Annotated in this window: 2 protein-coding genes; both read right to left on the bottom strand. The window is 29.1% G+C overall.

Translation table 11 applies throughout. The features are described from left to right. Positions 1–107: 107 nt before the first annotated feature. Complete coding sequence (locus GQ589_RS12630; protein WP_160426445.1) at positions 108–287, bottom strand: N-acetylmuramidase domain-containing protein; 180 nt, start codon at positions 285–287, stop codon at positions 108–110. Continuing rightward, positions 260–649 (bottom strand): N-acetylmuramidase domain-containing protein, encoded by a 390-nt coding sequence (locus GQ589_RS12625; protein ID WP_370519446.1) that lies wholly within the window; start codon positions 647–649, stop codon positions 260–262. Before GQ589_RS12625 ends, GQ589_RS12630 begins: the two co-directional genes overlap by 28 nt. Between the last annotated feature and the right edge of the window lie 171 nt (positions 650–820).

Genomic DNA, 820 nt, shown 5'->3' with positions numbered 1-820 from the left:
TCAAATGAGTCTTCATCACATTTTGTTGTATTAGCAAATGCAAAATTTGCTAATAGTACACTGAATATAATTATTTTCTTCATTTATAATTCCAATATTTTACTTGTTTATAGCTTTTCATAGATTTCTTTTATAAGAACATCATAATTATTCTTTTTATAGCCACTTCCATTATAATACAAAGCAAATGAATCCCATTTTTTTGACTTTAATGCTTCCAAGGCATTTTTATTCTTCAATAAATAACCTTTTAATGTAATTAAATGATTTTTTTCTGAATGACTAATTTTATATAGATATCTTCAATACTTAATTTGTCTGAATGCATATTCGCTCCCATAACTTGAAATTTTCCCCAAGAAGCAGACATTAGCGCTTCTCTAGGTGATAAAGCATATGCTTTTATTAATCGTTCATATTGTTTTGCATAGGAACCATATTTAGTAAATGAAGATTTATTTGATATATCGGGATCATCATCATATTTACCATTAGTTAATTTGTGAAAATAATGTCTCTCAAATAATATTTTAGGAACATGATCCCCTAAATGGGTATAAAAACTCTGATCCTTTGTTTCTTTTATACTTACAGCTTTAAGTGATCCTCGCCAAAAAAGTGGACAAAAGTCGCCTCTATGTGTAACTATCCCATAAAATAGTACAGCAAAAAAGTAGAAAATTCTCTATGATAAAAGTAAAAGAGGATTGAAACATGAAAAAGATGACAGAGCACCAAATCGTCGCTATTTTAAAAGAAGCTGAAGCGGGTATTCCGGTTAAAGAACTGTGCCGTAAATAGGGCATGGGTAATTCAACTT

Origin of the sequence: Gilliamella sp. Pas-s27 (genome assembly GCF_009795865.1) — a bacterium.
In the GTDB taxonomy this organism is placed as follows: domain Bacteria; phylum Pseudomonadota; class Gammaproteobacteria; order Enterobacterales; family Orbaceae; genus Gilliamella.
The sequence above is the reverse complement of the archived record's forward strand: the minus strand, read 5'-3'. Positions and strand labels throughout refer to the sequence as shown.